Source organism: Streptomyces sp. NPDC001108, from assembly GCF_053598535.1.
Genome location: NZ_JBSFKL010000004.1, coordinates 168,616 through 180,957 on the forward strand (window position 1 = coordinate 168,616; position 12,342 = coordinate 180,957).

The 12,342-nt window shown below is 72.4% G+C and carries 10 protein-coding genes; 3 read left to right on the forward strand and 7 right to left on the reverse strand.

The window, feature by feature from the left end:
- Positions 1 to 72: 72 nt before the first annotated feature.
- Together ACWC97_RS12225 and ACWC97_RS12230 are read right to left on the reverse strand one after the other, a co-directional pair.
- The gene (locus tag ACWC97_RS12225) at positions 73 to 1,332 is read right to left on the reverse strand and encodes an NAD(P)/FAD-dependent oxidoreductase (RefSeq protein WP_450648983.1); all 1,260 of its coding nucleotides are present in this window, start codon (positions 1,330 to 1,332) and stop codon (positions 73 to 75) included.
- Between the two features lie 154 nt (positions 1,333 to 1,486).
- Positions 1,487 to 2,788 carry a deoxyguanosinetriphosphate triphosphohydrolase gene (locus ACWC97_RS12230; protein WP_352275177.1) on the reverse strand — a complete coding sequence of 434 codons (1,302 nt, stop codon included), beginning with the start codon at positions 2,786 to 2,788 and terminating at the stop codon, positions 1,487 to 1,489.
- A gap of 216 nt (positions 2,789 to 3,004) precedes the next feature.
- Between ACWC97_RS12230 and ACWC97_RS12235 the strand changes: the two genes are divergently transcribed.
- Positions 3,005 to 3,685: a SanA/YdcF family protein gene (locus tag ACWC97_RS12235; RefSeq protein WP_450648985.1), complete on the forward strand. Its 681-nt coding sequence runs from the start codon at positions 3,005 to 3,007 to the stop codon at positions 3,683 to 3,685.
- 7 nt (positions 3,686 to 3,692) lie between these two features.
- On the opposite strand, the gene ACWC97_RS12240 is transcribed toward ACWC97_RS12235, so the two are convergent.
- The 5 genes from ACWC97_RS12240 to ACWC97_RS12260 all read right to left on the reverse strand — a co-directional run bounded on the left by ACWC97_RS12240 (position 3,693) and on the right by ACWC97_RS12260 (position 10,150).
- Positions 3,693 to 4,304 (reverse strand): NADPH-dependent FMN reductase, encoded by a 612-nt coding sequence (locus ACWC97_RS12240; protein ID WP_352275180.1) that lies wholly within the window; start codon positions 4,302 to 4,304, stop codon positions 3,693 to 3,695.
- A gap of 122 nt (positions 4,305 to 4,426) precedes the next feature.
- Positions 4,427 to 6,109 carry an ABC transporter family substrate-binding protein gene (locus ACWC97_RS12245; RefSeq protein WP_450648987.1) on the reverse strand — a complete coding sequence of 561 codons (1,683 nt, stop codon included), beginning with the start codon at positions 6,107 to 6,109 and terminating at the stop codon, positions 4,427 to 4,429.
- Between the two features lie 60 nt (positions 6,110 to 6,169).
- A complete protein-coding gene (locus tag ACWC97_RS12250) occupies positions 6,170 to 8,254 on the reverse strand; it encodes a dipeptide ABC transporter ATP-binding protein (protein WP_450648989.1) in 2,085 nt (694 codons plus the stop codon).
- The gene (locus ACWC97_RS12255) at positions 8,251 to 9,165 is read right to left on the reverse strand and encodes an ABC transporter permease (protein ID WP_450648991.1); all 915 of its coding nucleotides are present in this window, start codon (positions 9,163 to 9,165) and stop codon (positions 8,251 to 8,253) included. Before ACWC97_RS12255 ends, ACWC97_RS12250 begins: the two co-directional genes overlap by 4 nt.
- Before the next feature lies 1 nt (position 9,166).
- On the reverse strand, positions 9,167 to 10,150 hold the full coding sequence (locus ACWC97_RS12260; RefSeq protein ID WP_352275454.1) for an ABC transporter permease: 984 nt from the start codon (positions 10,148 to 10,150) through the stop codon (positions 9,167 to 9,169).
- A gap of 598 nt (positions 10,151 to 10,748) precedes the next feature.
- Between ACWC97_RS12260 and ACWC97_RS12265 the strand changes: the two genes are divergently transcribed.
- Positions 10,749 to 11,525, forward strand: a complete 777-nt coding sequence (locus tag ACWC97_RS12265; protein ID WP_352275471.1) for a hypothetical protein — start codon at positions 10,749 to 10,751, stop codon at positions 11,523 to 11,525.
- A 117-nt stretch (positions 11,526 to 11,642) separates the two neighbouring features.
- Positions 11,643 to 12,311 (forward strand): class F sortase, encoded by a 669-nt coding sequence (locus ACWC97_RS12270; RefSeq protein ID WP_450648993.1) that lies wholly within the window; start codon positions 11,643 to 11,645, stop codon positions 12,309 to 12,311.
- Positions 12,312 to 12,342 lie beyond the last annotated feature (31 nt).

The window sequence follows — 12,342 nt, forward strand, 5'->3', positions numbered from 1 at the left end:
TTCTACGGGTGAGGTGCGACAGTCCTGCCGCCCGCCGTGGACCGGCCCCGCGCACGGGGCCGTCGGCCCGGCTCAGGCCAGGGACTCCAGGGGCACGGACGGGTCCCCCAGGGCCTCGGGGTCGGTCTGGCGGCCGGACCTGATCAGTGCCTGGACGGGCTCGGTGACGTCCCACACATTGACGTTCATCCCGGCCAGCACCCGCTGGTCCTTCAGCCAGAAGGCGATGAACTCCCGCTTTCCGGTGTCGCCCCGGACCACCACCTGGTCGTAGCTGCCGGGCGGCGCCCAGCCGGAGTATTCGAGGCCGAGGTCGTACTGGTCGGAGAAGAAGTACGGCACCCGGTCGTAGCTGACCTCCTGGCCGAGCATGGCGCGGGCCGCGGCCGGGCCGCCGTTCAGCGCGTTGGCCCAGTGCTCCACCCGCAGCCGGGTGGAGAACAGCGGATGGGCGACGTTGGCGACGTCCCCGGCGGCGAAGATGTGCGGGTCGCTGGTGCGCAGCGAGGCGTCGACGGCGATGCCGCCGCCGTCCGCGCGCGGGGCCATGGCCAGCCCGGCGGTCTCGGCCAGGGCCGTGCGGGGGGCGGCGCCGATCGCGGCGAGCACGTCGTGGGCGGGGTGCTCCTCGCCGTCGTCGGTGCGGACGGCGAGGACCAGGCCGTCCTGGCCGATGATCTCGGTGAGGCGGACGCCGAAGTGGAAGCGGACGCCGTGGTCGCTGTGGAGGTCGGTGAAGAGCTGGCCGAGCTCGGGGCCCAGCACCCGGTGGAGCGGGGTCGGCTCCGGCTCCATGACGGTGACCTCGGCGCCGTAGCCGCGGGCCGCCGCCGCGACCTCCAGGCCGATCCAGCCGGCCCCGGAGATCACCAGGTGGCCGTTGTCGCGGCCCAGTGCGGAGAGCACGTTGCGCAGCCGGTCGGCGTGGGCGAGGCGGCGCAGGTGGTGGACGCCGGCCAGGTCCGTGCCGGGGATCTGGAGGCGGCGCGGCTCGGCCCCGGTGGCGAGCAGCAGCTTGTCGTAGTGGACGACGGTGCCGTCGCCGAGCCGGACGGTGCGGGCCTTGCGGTCGAGGGCGGTGACCGGCTGGCCCAGGTGCAGCTCGATCTCGGCGCCCGCGTACCAGGCGGGTTCGTGGACGAAGACGCTGCCCCGATCCTCCTTGCCCGTCAGGTAGCCCTTGGAGAGCGGGGGCCGTTCGTAGGGATGGTCGCGTTCGTCGCCGAGCAGGATCACCCGGCCGCTGAATCCCTCCGTCCGGAGCGTCTCGGCCGCCTTGGCTCCGGCCAGTCCTCCGCCGACGATGACGAACGTCTGGTGTGCGTCGACCACGTGATGCCTCCTCGGTGCTTGCTGCGCTCCGCCGCCTGCGAGCCTCCCGCACGCGGCGTGATGGCGGTAGGGGTGTACCCGGTCACCAGTCTGGTGGGACCGGGGCGCCGGGCGGGGCACGGCACGCGAGCCCGGCCCGATGGGGACGGATTGGTCAGGCGAGCGCCGCGTGCAGGGAGCGGGCGGAGGCGTCGGTGAGGGAGGCGATCTGGTCGACCAGGACGCGTTTGCGGGCGGTGTCGTCACGGGCGGCGTCGAAGAGCGCCCGGAACTGCGGTTCCAGCCCCTCGGGGGCGCTGGCGGTCAGGGCGGCGGCCAGCTCGGCGATGACGACCCGCTGCTCGGCGCGGACCGCCTCCTGCTCGGCGCGGCGCATCACGTACCGGTCGGCGACCGCCTTGAGTACCGCGCACTCCAGACGGGCCTCGCGAGGGACGACCAGCTCGGCGGTGTAGCGGCCGAGGCGGCCGGTTCCGTACGCCCGGCGGGTGGCGCGTTCGGCCGCGAGGCAGAACCGGCCGATCAGCTGGCTGGTGGCGTCCTTGAGCCGGGCCTGGGCGACGGCCGTCCCGTCGTAGCCGCGCGGCCACCACTCCTGGGCGGTGAGCCGGTCCAGCGCCTCGGTCAGCTCGGCCGGGTCGGTGTCGGCCGGTACGTAGCGGCCGAGGGCGACCGCGGGGATGCCGTCGCGCTCGGAGGGGGCGCAGAGCCGGTCGGGGTCGATGTGCCCGGCGTGCAGCCCGTCCTCGAAGTCGTGCACGGAGTAGGCGACGTCGTCGGACCAGTCCATGACCTGGGCCTCGAAGCAGGTGCGGTGTCCGGGCGCGCCCTTGCGGGCCCAGGTGAAGACCGGGAGGTCGTCCTCGTAGACCCCGAACTTCGGGGAGCCGGGGTCGGTGGGGTGTCCGCCGCGGGGCCAGGGGTACTTGGTGGCGGCGTCCAGGGCGGCGCGGGTCAGGTTGAGGCCGACGCTGACCGGTTCGCCGGTGCGGGTGTCGGGGACGAAGCGCTTGGGCTCGATCCGGGTCAGCAGGCGCAGCGACTGGGCGTTGCCCTCGAAGCCCCCGCAGTCCGACGCGAAGTCGTTGAGCGCCTGTTCGCCGTTGTGCCCGAAGGGCGGATGGCCCAGGTCGTGGGCGAGGCAGGCCGTCTCGACCAGGTCGGGGTCGCAGCCGAGGGCGGCGCCGAGCTCCCGGCCGACCTGGGCGCATTCGAGGGAGTGGGTGAGCCGGGTGCGCGGGCTGGCGTCCCAGGAGCGGCCGACGGTGCCGGGGGCGACGACCTGGGTCTTTCCGGCGAGCCGTCGCAGCGCGGCGGAGTGCAGCACGCGGGCGCGGTCGCGCTGGAACGCGGTGCGGCCGGGCCGTTTGTCCGGCTCGGTGTCCCAGCGCTCGGTGTCCGCCGGACCGTAGGGATTCGTGCCGTACGAGCTGTGCGTGCCGTGCGTACCGTCCATGGTTCCGACAGTAGACGGCCGCACCGACAGTGACGCTCCGGGCACTCCAGACGCTCCGGATGCTCCGGGGCACTCCGGGCACTCCAGACGCTCCGGATGCTCCGGGGCACTCCGGGCACTCCGGCAGCGGATTCCGCCCTCTTGTGTCGATTCGAGAACCTTTTCGATCTCCGGATCGTCCATCAGGTCGTAGGGGTGAGGACGGGAGGGTTCGGTATGCGGGTGGGACGGCCCGGGTGGCTGCGGACGCGGCGTGGGCAGCGGCGGGCCGTGCAGGGGGTGATGGCCGCGTGTGTGCTCGGGCTGGCGCCCATGACGTGGACGTACGCGGCCGCCGGCGCCCGGGTCGGGACGGTCGCGGACGCGCCGTCGCGCCAGGTGGCGGTGGTGTTCGGGGCCGGCCTGTGGCAGGGCAGGCCGTCCCCGTATCTCGCGAACCGGCTGAAGACCGCCGCCCAGCTGTACCGGGACGGGAAGGTGCGGGTCGTGCTGGTGACCGGCGACAACAGTCGCGAGGAGTACGACGAGCCGGACGCCATGCGCACCTACCTCAGGGAGCACGGGGTGCCGGACCGGCGCATCGTGAGCGATTTCGCCGGTTTCGACACCTGGGACTCGTGTGTGCGGGCCAAGAAGATATTCGGGGTCGACCGCGCGGTGCTGGTGAGCCAGGGCTTCCACATCCGCCGGGCGGTCGCCCTCTGCCGGACCGCCGGGATCGACGCGTACGGGGTCGGCGTGGACGCGGTGCACGACGCGACCTGGTACTACGGCGGGACCCGGGAGGTGTTCGCGGCGGGGAAGGCGGCGCTGGACGCGCTCCTCGACCGCGATCCGCACTTCCTGGGCCCGCGCGAGACCGGAATCGTGGAAGCCCTGGGGACGGACGCGCCCTGACGGGCGGTCAGCCCGTGTAGGGGTGCGTGGCCCTGGCCTCGCGCAGCGCCCTCCCCCACCACAGCATCTGGTCGAGCAGCGCCTTGGCCGCCGCGTCGCTGCCCTCCGGGTCGCGGAGCCCGCCCCGCTCGTCGAAGAGGGCGCCCGCGTTGTGGAAGGAGACGGTCTCGCGGACGGAGACGGCGTGCTGCTCGGCGAAGACCTGCCGCAGGTGCTCGACGGCCCGCAGGCCGCCGGAGACCCCGCCGTACGAGACGAAGCCGACCGGCTTGGCCTGCCATTCGTTCCGGTACCAGTCGATGAGGTTCTTCAGCGGGGCCGGGTAGGAGTGGTTGTACTCGGGGGTGACGACGACGAAGGCGTCGGCCGCCGCCAGCCGGGGCGCGACGGCGTCGAGCCGGGCCTGCGCGTCCGGGGCGGGCCGGAAGGAGATGGCGGTCGGGAGGTCGGCCTCCGCGACGTCGATCAGGTCGGTCTCGATGTCGGGGTGGGCCCCGGTGTGGGTGAGGAGCCAGTCGGCGACGACCGGGGCGAACCGGCCCTCGCGGTTGCTGGCGAGGATGACCGCGACCTTCAGGGGTGCGGTGGCGGGCGTCGTGGGCGCTGTGGTGAGGTCCATGCGAAGAGCTTCGTACCTCAACAAGACTTGAGGTCAAGCCCGTTCGGGGACCGGCCCCGGACGCGCCGCGCCCCGGTGCGGCCGGGGTGGCCGTACCGGGGCGGCGAACCGTGCGTGTGCGGTTACTTCTCCCAGCCGATCGTCTCCGGGAGCGGGCTGTGGAAGATGGTGGCGCCGACGTTGGCCAGGCCCTTCTTCACGCTGTACGTGGACGGCCCGCTGAACAGCGGCAGGAAGGCGTACTGCTGGAGCGCCTCGCGCTCGACCTCGTTGGCGGCCGCGGCCTGCTTGTCGAGGTCGGCGATGCCGAGGACGTCGCGGATCTTCCTGTCCAGCTCCGGGGTGCCGGAACCGGTGATGTTGGAGTCACGGTCGGAGCAGTAGAAGTCGCACAGGTAGCGGGCGCCGTACGGGTCCATGGAGCGGTTCCCGGACAGGAAGAGGTCGAACCTGCGCTCGCTGATGACCTTCGCGAAGTCCGCCGCGTCGGCCTTCTTGACGACCAGTTCGACGCCGACCGGCTTGAGCATCGCGGTGAAGGCACCGGCGATGGCCTTGTCCAGCGGGTCCTCGCCGACGATGGTGTAGCCGACCGTCAGCTTCTTGCCGTCCTTGGCGCGGACGCCGTCGGCGCCGGGCTTCCAGCCGGCCTCGTCGAGGTTCTTCTTCGCCTCGTCCGGCGCGTACGTCAGCACCTTCGAGACGTTGTCCTCGTAGCCCTTCTGGAAGCTGTACAGCACGGCCGAGCCGGGCAGCGGCTCCGTGTAGTCGAGCCCCTGGAACTGGATCTTCGCGATCTGCGAGCGGTCGACGCTCTGCTGGATGGCCTTGCGGACGGCCTGGTCGGCGAGGTTCGCGGACTTGGTGTTGAAGTAGAGCGAGTACTCGAAGGGGGAGCCGCCGCTGCGGATCTCCGTCCCCTTCAGCCCCTTGAGCTGCTTGAGGCTCTCGGCGTCGACGGCCGAGGTGTAGTCGAGCTGGCCGTTCTTGAAGGCGTTGACGGCGGCGGTCGACTCCAGGTTGACGTAGACGCGCTTGTCGAGCTTGCCCTTCTTCCCCCACCACTTGGGGTTGCGGACGAAGGTGATGTTGCCGGAGTGGGTGTTCCACTCGCCGACGGTGTACGGGCCCGCGCCCCACTCCGGGTGGGCCTTCTTGACGTACGCCTTGTTGAAGTTGGCGACGGTGGCCGCCTCGGGGTGCAGGAAGGTGCTGAACAGGGTCGACCAGGCGGCGTCGACGCCCTTGAAGGTGATGACGGCCTGCTTGGCGTTCGCGCCCTTGGTCACCGAGGTGATCTGGCTGTAGCCGTCGGTGGTGGAGGCGGCGAAGCCCTTGTCGGAGCCGTTGTTGGCCTTCCAGGTGGCCTCGATGGCAGTCCAGTCGATCGGGGTGCCGTCGTTGAACGTGGCCTTCTCGTTGATCGTCAGGACGACCTTCTGGTTGCCGCCCTCGGTGGTGACCTTCACGTCGCTGTAGTAGTCCGGGTTGTACTGCACCTCGCCGGTGGGCGCGTACGTGATCGCGTCGGCGTTGTACCAGGCCCAGATCCGGGACGCGGTCAGGGTGGCGTTGACGTTGAACGGGTTGCCCTGGTCGTCGAAGGTCCCGGCGCTGGTGTACGTCCCGCCGTCCTTGACCTTGTCGTACGGGACGGGGTTGTAGTCGGTCACGGACGAGGCGGCCTTGGGAGCGTCCTTGCCCGCCGCGCCGCCCCCGCCCTTCCCGGACGAGGAGTCGCACGCGGTGGCCGCGACCGAGACGGCGGCGACGAGGGCGAGGGGCAGGGCGAGTCTTGCGCGCATGGCGGAGGATGTCCTTACTGGTTCGGTGGCGGGGGGCGTGTTCAGGGGGTGCGGGCGGGTTCAGACGGCGTGGCAGGCGTACCGGTGGCCGGGGCGCGTGGCCACCTCCGTGGTGGCGGGGCGCTCGGTGCGGCAGCGGGCCCGCACGTCCTCTTCGGCGAGGCGGTACAGCGGGCAGCGGTCGACGAAGACGCAGCCGGCCGGCGGGCGGGTGGCGCTGGGCTGCTCGCCCTGGAGCACGATCCGTTCGCGGGCCCGTTCCCGTCCCGGGTCGGGCACCGGGATCGCCGACAGCAGCGCCCGGGTGTAGGGGTGCCGGGGGTCGGAGAAGATCGCCTCGGTCTCGCCGGTCTCGACGATGTGCCCGAGGTACATCACCGCGATCCGGTCGGAGACGTACCGGACCACGGCCAGGTCGTGGGCGACCACCAGGTAGGCGAGGCCGAGTTCGCGCCGGAGCCGGGCCAGCAGGTTGATCACCCCGGCCTGTACGGACACGTCCAGCGCCGACAGCGGCTCGTCGAGCGCGAGCAGCTTCGGCTCGGTGGCCAGGGCCCGGGCGATGCCGATCCGCTGGCGCTGGCCGCCGGAGAGCGCGGCCGGGAAGCGGCCGCCCACCGAGGGGTCGAGGCCGACCAGCGCGAGGAGTTCACGGACCCGGGCGGTGATCGTCTCCCGGTCCTTCCCGGCCGCCCGGAGCGGTTCGGCGAGGAGTTCGAAGACGGGCAGTCGCGGGTTCAGGGCCCCGAGCGGGTCCTGCATGACGATCTGTACGTCCTGCCGCAGCTCCCGGGCGCGGGCGGCGGACTCGGCCGTGCCGGTCTCGGTGCCGGAGACCTCGATCCGGCCGCTCTCGGGCCGCTTCAGCCTCAGGACCTCCATCAGGGTGGTGGTCTTGCCGCTGCCCGACTCGCCGACCAGGCCGAGGGTCTCCCCGGCGCGCAGCTCGAAGCTCACCCCGTTGACGGCGTGCAGGGTGCCGACCCGGCGTCGGAGCAGCGCGCCCTTGGTGACGGGGAAGGTCTTGACCAGGTCCTCGACCCGGAGCACCACCTCGCCGACGGCCGGCTCCCCGGCCGCGTCGGACGGGGTCTCCGGTACGGGGTCCCCGCCGGGGTCCAGGGTCCTGGCGACGATCTCGTCGGCGCGCAGGCAGGCGGCGTGGCCGTGGCCGGTGATCTCGCGGAGGGCGGGCTCCTCGGTCCGGCAGGCGTCCTCGGCGACGGCGCAGCGGCTCGCGAAGGGGCAGCCCGCCGGGAGGTCCACGAGCGCGGGCGGTTCGCCGCCGATCGGGACCAGGGGCCGGTGGACGCCGCTGTCCACGGTGGGCACGGCGGCGAGGAGCCGTGCCGTGTAGGGCATCGCGGGACGGCGGAACAGCTCGTCGACACCGGCCCGTTCCACGACCCGGCCCGCGTACATGACGGCGACGTCGTCGGCGTGGCCGGCCACCACGCCGAGGTCGTGGGTGATGAGGACGAGCCCGGCGCCGGTCTCCCGCTGGGCGAGCCGCAGCACGTCCAGGATCTGGGCCTGCACGGTGACGTCGAGGGCGGTGGTGGGTTCGTCGGCGACGAGCACCGGGGGCCGGTTGGCGATGGCCATCGCGATGACGACGCGCTGGCGCATGCCGCCGGAGAACTCGTGCGGGAAGGACTTGGCCCGGCCCCGGGGGTCGGGGATGCCGACCAGGTCGAGGAGTTCGACCGCCTGTTCCCAGGCGGCCTTCTTCGTCAGGTCCTGGTGGACGCGGAGGGCGTCGGCGAGGAGCCGGCCCACGGAGAAGATCGGGGTGAGCGCGGAGAGCGGGTCCTGGAAGACCATGCCGATGGAGTTGCCGCGGATCGCGGAGAGCTCCTTGTCGCCGAGGCCGACCAGGTCGCGCCCGCCGAGCAGCACCTGACCGCTCACCTCGGCGGAGGCGGGCAGCAGGCCCATCACGGCCATCGCGGTGGCCGACTTCCCGGAGCCGGACTCGCCGACGATGCCGAGGGTGCGGCCGGGCAGCAGGTCGAAGCCGACGCCGCGCACCGCTTCGACGGGCCCGGCCTCCGAGGGGAAGGTGACACGCAGGTCCCGTACCGAGAGGACCGGTTCGGCGGTGGCGGGAGCGGCCTGGGGCCCGGCCTGGGTGGTGAGGGTCATCGTCGGCCTCCTGCCGCACCGGTCACGGACGTGGGGTCGAGGGCGTCGCGCAGCCCGTCGCCGACGAAGGTCATCGACACGGTGAGCAGCACGACCAGCCCGGCGGGGAAGGCGAAGAGCCAGGGGGCGCTGGTGACGGTGGACGCGCCGTCGGCCAGCATCGTGCCGAGGGAGACGTCCGGGGTCTGGACGCCGAAGCCGAGGAAGGACAGGGCGGTCTCGCTGAGCACGGTCGCCACGACGCCGAGCGTCAGGTTGACGATCAGCAGTGAGCCGAGGTTGGGGATGATGTGGCGCAGGATGATCCGGGAGGCGCGGACGCCCATGAACTCGGCGGCCGTCACGTAGTCCCGTTCCCGCAGCGAGGTGGAGACGGACCAGACGACCCGCGCGGTCGACATCCAGCCGAAGACGGTGAGGACGACGATGAGGACCCGCCAGTCCCCGGCCAGCCGGTGGGAGACCAGGGCGAGGATCAGGAACGAGGGGACGACCAGCAGGAAGTGGATGAGGGCGAGGGTCGCCTTCTCCACCCGGCCGCCGAAGTACGCGGCGCTGGAGCCGATGACCGCGGCGACGACGACGGTCAGGACGGAGACGCTCACCGCGATCACCAGGGAGCGCTGGAGCCCGTGGACGGCGGAGGCGTAGACATCGTTGCCGCCCTGGTTGGTGCCGAACCAGTGGGTGGCGCTCGGTGCCTGGGTGAGCGCGGCGAAGTCGACGTCGGAGTAGGTGTACGGGGTGAGCAGCCCGCCGAAGGCGCTGAACAGCACCAGCAGCAGGAAGATCACCACGCCGACGACGGCGAACCGGTTGCGCAGGAAGCGCCGCAGGTAGAGCCGGCCAAGGCCCAGGTGGGGCGCGCCCCCGGTCTCCTCGGGGGTGTTGGTCCGAAGGTCTGTCGCCACGTCAGTTCACCCTCACTCGGGGGTCGAGGAAGACGGTGGCGACGTCCGCGAGGATCGCGCCGATCGCGGTGAGGACGGCGGCGAAGGCGGCCGTCGCGACCGTGCCGTGCACGTCGTTCTTGCTGATGGTCTGGATGAAGTAGCGGCCCATGCCGTTCCAGCCGAAGATCGTCTCGGTGATGACGGCGCCGGTGAACATGGCCGGGATGCTGAACGCCACGGAGGTGGCGGTCGGGATGAGCGCGGCGCGCAGGGCGTGTCTGCGGATCGCCCGGGACCGGGTGAGGCCGGTGGCCCGGGCGGTCCGGACGAAGTCCGCGTTGATCGTGTCGAGCAGCAGGGAGCGCTGGGTCAGGTGGTAGCCCACGTAGCCCATGAGCGTCAGGCTCACGGTCGGCAGGATCAGATGCAGCAGCCGGTCGCCGATCGTCGCGAACACCCCTTGTACGTCGGGGGAGTTCTCCCCGGCGACGTAGAGGAAGGTCAGCCCGGCGTGCTGGTTGAGCCAGATGGCCACGAAGACCACGGCGAGCGCGGCGACGGCGGTCGGGACGTTGAAGACCGCGATGGACACGGCCTGGGAGATCCGGTCGGCCCAGCCGTACTGCCGCGAGGCGGTGTACACGGCCAGTCCGACACCGATGACCACGGAGAGGACCGTGGCGACGATGACCAGTTCCCCGCTGATCAGTGCCCGGTAGCCGATCTCGCCGTTGACGGCGACGCCGGTGGGCGACCGGCCCCAGTCGAAGTGGAGCACCACCGAGGTGAACCAGTCCCACCAGCGGTGCAGCACCGGTTCCTGCGGGCTCAGGTTGTACGGCGCGAGGGCCCGGTCGATCTGCTCCTCGGTACGGACCGGACGCAGCTCCCGGAAGTTCGCCCGCGGGTCCAGGAACCAACTGGCGAGGAAATAGGTGGCGTTGGTCGCGACCACGATCATCAGTAGCCAGCCGACCGCCTTGCGGATCACGTAGCGGAGCACGTGCGCCACCTCCTCCCCGCGCGCGGAAGGCGCATCTCGGGGATGCCGGATCGAAGGGACGTGTGCATCTGCGGCGTGGGCTTTCTACGGACGGACCATGGGCACGAATGTGCGAGTTCCAGCCTGGTTCGCACCGTCGAGGGACACCAGGTTTCAGCCACTCTCGCCATGCACTCGACATAACGCCGAAGCAATCGGCAACAAAGCGTCACGGAAAGCGCGGAAGCAATCACGCACGGACACGAATCCGCCCCCGCCGGGCCCAGGGGGGCGGGCTCGGCGGGGGCGGCAGCCGGGGGCGGCCGTGACACCGTCCCGTGGGGGGTGTGGAACATGTGCCCGGCGGTCGCCGGGTCATGCGTGTGACGTACGCCACACCGCGTATGCCTCGCGTCACCCGATCGGCACCGGATGGCAAAGGGCTGACCACATCCACCCCGATCACGGCTGTGACCTGCACGATCGCGCCTTGGCAAGGACGGCGCGCCGGTCCGAACGGGTGGAAGCTGACCCCGTGTCAGCAGGCGTGCACGGCGTGTCGCCCGTTAGCTCGTGGTCAGGACACACCGACTCGTGACCATCGCCGGAGGAACCCCCCATGCGCCCTGTCCGCATAGCGACCGGTACCGCCGCATCCGCGGTCACCATAGCCGCGCTCGGCCTCCTCACCACCGGGCCGTCGGCCTACGCGGCAGGGGCCGACGCACCGCGGTCCGGTCCGGCCCAGGCCGTGTCGCGCACCGACGAGGACCCTGCGGGCGACGGCTCCGGGGACGGCGCCGAGGAGTTGTTCCCCCTCGACGTCCTCTCCGGGCGCCAGGTGCCCTCGCTGCTCGACGCGGCGGGCGGGGGCGGCGCCTTCTCCGGATTCGGCGACGCCTCCGGGGACGGGGACAGGAGCGGGTACGGGGAGGGGGACGGAGGAGACGGCGGCAGAGGTTCGGACCGGGGCGGCGGCCACGACGGGGGCGGCGGCCGGGGCGACTCGTCCGGTCGCGGCGACCACGCGTCGGGCCACGACAGCGGCCCGGACGGACGCGAGCCGTCGGGCGGCCGGGACTCCTCGCACGGGGATTCCTCGCACGGGGACTCCGGCCGGGACTCCTCGCACGGGGACTCCGGCCGGGGCGAGAAGGAGGATCCGGGCCGCCGCGACGACGGCCCCGGCGACGGGCGCGAGGCCCCGGGGCGCGGGGACGCACCGTCCGGTCATCGCCCCACCGGCCCCACCGGGCATGTCGGAACCGGTGTCGGCGGCAGTGTCCACTCCGACACCACCCAGATCGCGGCGGGCGCCGGCGTACTCGCCGTGGCCGCCGTCGGCGGAGCCTGGCTCCTGCGTCGCCGGGCGAGCGGCACGCAGGGAGCCGGCTGACGGAGCCGGATTCACGGCTCCGTACCGCCCGGTGCCCGTCCCGGTGGCCGCGTGCCACCGGGACGGGACCGTTCCCGTACCGCCGGTGTCCGGTACGCGCCCCGACGCGTACCGCCGATGCCCGGTACGTGCCCTTCCCGTACCGCCGACCGGAGGACGACCGTGTCCCAGAAGGCCAAGGGCTGGCTGCTGGCCATCGCGGCGCTGGCCGGTGTCTGGCTGATCCGCAACGGCGCCGACACCCAGGTGGTCCCGCCCGGACCCACCGCCGCCCAGTCCTTCGCCGACGGCCCCGTACCGCAGCCGGGCTCCCTGCTGGCCGCCCCGCTGAAGCCGTCCGCCCCGGTCCGGCTGCGCATCCCGAGCATCCGGGTGGACGCCCCGGTGACGCGGCTCGGCCTCGGGCCCGGCGGCCGGCTCGACGTGCCGCCGGCCGAGAACCGCAATGTCGTCGGCTGGTACAAGGACGGCACTCCCCCGGGCTCCGAGGGCAGCGCCATCATGGCCGGACACGTGGACAACGCGGAGGGCCGCTCGGTCTTCTACGACCTCGGCGCCCTGCGCAGGGGCAGCACGGTGGAGGTGGTCCGCCAGGACGGCCGCACCGCCGTCTTCTCGCTCGACGCGGTCGAGGTCTACGAGAACGACGCCTTCCCCGACAAGCGGGTGTACGGCGCCGCCCCCTTCGCCTCACTGCGGCTGATCACCTGCGGCGGCGGCTTCTCGAAGGCGACGGGCTACCAGGGCAACGTGGTGGCGTACGCGCACCTGACCGCCGTCCGCTGAGACCGGGCCGGGGCGGGTCCGGCGGAGCCCC